The organism is Desulfamplus magnetovallimortis (assembly GCF_900170035.1).
GTDB lineage: Bacteria > Desulfobacterota > Desulfobacteria > Desulfobacterales > Desulfobacteraceae > Desulfamplus > Desulfamplus magnetovallimortis.
Genome location: NZ_LT828552.1, coordinates 2727 through 6469 on the forward strand (window position 1 = coordinate 2727; position 3743 = coordinate 6469).

The following is a 3743-nucleotide window of genomic DNA, read 5'->3' on the forward strand; positions in this document are numbered from 1 at the left end:
CTTTTGCAATATTGACCATCGGGTCATTGGATGAGTACGTTTTCATTTCAGCATAACTCAAGGCCTTTGTGACCGACTCAATCAGTAATCGTCCGATTCCACTGCCACGGTAATTGGTTGGCACGTAGACTTCCTCAATGAGAGCACCATTCTCTGGCCTGTCACTTTTTCTCAGAAATCCAAGGATTTGTCCTTTGCTGTTTTCTGCTACAAAAACGTGTTTTGGCTTGCGGAGCATCTGCTTTAAGAACGATGACTTCGCACTTATGGCAAGCAGTTTCCTTTCATGCTCTGATATGCCTTCAAGCATGTTAATGAGAGTGCCGGAGTCATGGTCACATGCGTGTCTTATCCAAATATTATTTGCCTGAAAAAGATGCCGAAAATTTCCACTAAGGATCTTCTTTCTTGAGTCGTCTGAGAGTTTGGGAGATGAGATGAATTCACGCTCGAGTTTGTAAACATCTTCATCCTTGTCTTTGTAAAACGGAAAATCCGATCCCCAAAGAATATGCTCATCTCCCACGAGATTTATTAACTCCGTAAGACTTGCACCATTCGTTCTGATTGTAGATGTCTCAAAGTAGAGATTGTCCCGTTTCTTGCTTGCTGCGAGAATATCTTTAACATTATCAATCAGGCCTTCATCTGAGAATGGTTGTTTTCGTGCGCAATGGGCTATGATCACCTTAAGCTCTGGGAAGTTAGATGAAATTTCAGATATCTTTTTTTGCCATTCGTTTCTATGGGCATGAATAAGTAAAACTTTCCCTGTCTTCTGAAGGAGATCATAAATGGGGAACAATACGTCATTGGAGTTTTCGAGGTAGAAATGTTCCTTTATCCCATATATATCGGTAATGCAGGCCTCTATACTTCTTATGTCATCAGGCAGCAATAATGGCAAAATTAATGTCGGTTCTTTTTGTGCACATTCGAGTATATATTTATTGGCTGATGCCCTTTTTACTTCATTAAAAGGGAATGGGAATGCAAGACACTTTGTTACTCCCTTCGCACTGCTGACCCTAAGGTAGTTGCTAAATGTATTGGCTGTAGCATTATTGTAGGCCGGAAGCGAGCTGTGCTCTTCTTCAATATTTTTAATTTTCGCTACGCCTATATGAACATGGGAATCAAGTAAAAGCATTGCATATCCTTAAATGTTAATAACCAGCCTCCTTGTGCAAGGAGGCTGGTTGTTGTTGGTTTTAGTTGCAGTTACAGTTAGTGCAACCAAAACACCACTTACCCTGACAGAACTCAGCCCAAATCTCTTCGGGAAAAGTCATGCCGTCGAGCTCTTCAAACACTGGTGCTTCATAAGTGACCATTATAACCTCCTTGAATTAGGATGTTTTACAAAGGCGAACCTAACCATTAGGCTCTACCAACCCTGTAAACTGCTGTTTACTCATTTTCAACAAGAACGCCACTCTCTGTCCATTTTTCCATAAGGCCAGAAAGATCCTTGATTAAGACGCCTGTCTCAACCGAGAATTTTTTTGTCAGGTTGTCTACGACGGCAGAGAAGGATACGTTCTCAGAGAAACTTTCCAGAATGGTAAAGGACGTTTCATTGAGTTTGAAAATTTTCCCTGTTGAAACATTAAAAAGGAAAAAGTCCTTTTCGCCATCATTACCCCGGTGCAACATGTAGTCATCGGAGAGAGTAAAGAATTTGTGCATTACTTCATCAAGGTTCATTGTGATTTTCCTGTTTTATATTTCCAGCATAATGGATCTTGCGCCAAATAATCCCCGTTCTCTGCATAAGCAGCAGCCCGGCAACCTCCGCAGCGGCCCAAGTCTTCACATGTACCACATGAGGATGTCATTCGATTTTTTCGTCTTATATTCCACAGAATATCTGACTTGTACCAAATCTTAAAAATACCATCGTTAAGTACGTTACCTAATGGTATAGGTAGCCGCCTGCAAGGATATGCCGTTCCATCATGCATAATGCATAAACTTGAATAACCAACTGGGCAGAATCCTCCGAGGGATTCATCAATCAGATGCCACAACGGCCGAGATGTTCTGATCTTAAGTTTTCTCCCGCTGCTCTCGATCTGTTTTTTCTTCTGTTTAATCTGTCCATAAATTTCTTTTAACCTACCTGCGGACAGCTTCAATAAGTCAGACTCAGAATTGCCTAAGGGGGTGTAGCGCTCAATTGTCAACGCATCTATCCCCATTCTGTCTGCCAGATCAATAATGTCCGCTACAGATCCTGCATTTTCTTGAGTCAGAGTGAACATTACGGCAGTGGGAATACCGGCCGAGATAAGTTTTGCTAGGCCATTAATTGCTTTGCTGAAACTCCCTTTCCCCCTCGTAAGATCGTGAACCCGTTCAGTTCCACCATCAATGGAGATCTGCACCTCTTTCAGCTTCTTAAATTTTGTGAGCTCGGCAATTTTCTTGTCATCTATGAGAGTTCCATTTGATAAGATCCCAGCCCAGTAGAAAGCCTCATCCTTCTCGATTTTATTCAGGATATGCAGCAGCTTTTCGAATTCAAGAAAAGGTTCTCCTCCTGTAAGTGAAATCCTTCCATTTTTTTTCCATGTTGAAATGGCCTTCGATAATTCAGCATATATTGCATCAAGCTGGGCAACAGACACAGGTTGGGCCTTATAATCTTCTTGGTAGCAATGCCGACACCTCAAGTTACATGCTTCCAGAAAATGCCATTGGATATAAAACCCGGTCGAGGGATTCTTGTTTTGTTCATCAGGCACTGACTTTCATCTAACGTTGAGTACACCGTCAGCCGCAAAAGCATGCGATACATCCACAGCCCTAATCGGCTGGCGGTGGTACGACTGGTTATATGAAGCCGGATTTTATCTTCAGCCCCCGCAAATCAATGTTTTTCCCATCAGTGGCACATTGTTTGCTAATAGAAAAACCATATTTCCTGTACTATCCAATGTGCAGCCCGTCAACAAATTCCGGCATGAATCCGAATTTTCCATGCTCTTTTTGCCCGGAAAATCTGCAAAATCAGGGGCAATCCCCATCCGGATATGATTTTTCTCATTGAAAATTGCCTTTGAGCAAACACCACCCCATTCACTTTCACGACAGCGTGAAGATGCTCCGGGATTGTACATGACTGATGGCTGTCCAATCATGATGAATTCATCACCTCCACAGTTTCCTTGCCGTAACTTTGCTGCCTTTCCCTTCTGATTTCGACAAACTCTTCGGCATCTCCATTGAGGATGTTGCCACACCCGTCCATGATTAGAAAGGGAATCAGAACGCCGGCTCCACATTTGGAGCAAAGGATTCCCTCATATACCTTTGGCTCATTTGAGGGATGTTCAGCTTCCTCTTCGGTGAGCAGACTTTCCTTTATCCTTGCAAGAAGTTCCTTGTTGTTGTTGCTCAAAAAGCCGTAATAGCGGATCCGGTTAAATCCTGCCGGCATCACATGATGCAGAAACCTGCGTATGAACTCGTCAGTCGGAAGCTCCATCTCTTCCCATATCTCATTGTAATGCTCAACTTCATCAAGCCGTTTATAATTCTTGAACCAGAATTTCACGACACCATTGTCACATGATATGAGCCGGTTGTTGCTGATGGCCACCCGATGGGTGTACATGCCGACATAGCGCACCACGTTTTCCGCTGAACTGAACGGACGCTTTGCATAAACCACCCAGTCATGAAAGAGAAGCTCCCGCAGCCAATCCTTGAACATGGGAAAAGGTTCCAGAGAGGCCAGA

The 3743-nt window shown here is 43.2% G+C and carries 5 protein-coding genes; all 5 read right to left on the reverse strand.

Features of this window, described 5'->3' with window-relative positions; all coding sequences use genetic code 11:
* A partial coding sequence (locus MTBBW1_RS18745; protein ID WP_080805918.1) for a GNAT family N-acetyltransferase occupies positions 1-1150 on the reverse strand: 1150 nt, incomplete at its 3' end.
* A 260-nt stretch (positions 1151-1410) separates the two neighbouring features.
* Complete coding sequence (locus MTBBW1_RS18750; RefSeq protein ID WP_080805920.1) at positions 1411-1707, reverse strand: PqqD family protein; 297 nt, start codon at positions 1705-1707, stop codon at positions 1411-1413.
* Positions 1704-2747: a radical SAM/SPASM domain-containing protein gene (locus MTBBW1_RS18755; protein WP_080805922.1), complete on the reverse strand. Its 1044-nt coding sequence runs from the start codon at positions 2745-2747 to the stop codon at positions 1704-1706. Before MTBBW1_RS18755 ends, MTBBW1_RS18750 begins: the two co-directional genes overlap by 4 nt.
* 111 nt (positions 2748-2858) lie before the next feature.
* Positions 2859-3143, reverse strand: coding sequence for a hypothetical protein (locus MTBBW1_RS18760; RefSeq protein WP_080805925.1), 285 nt, complete (start codon positions 3141-3143; stop codon positions 2859-2861).
* On the reverse strand, positions 3140-3743 hold a 604-nt coding region (locus tag MTBBW1_RS18765), incomplete at its 5' end, for an IS91 family transposase (RefSeq protein WP_186441494.1). The genes MTBBW1_RS18760 and MTBBW1_RS18765, both read right to left, overlap by 4 nt.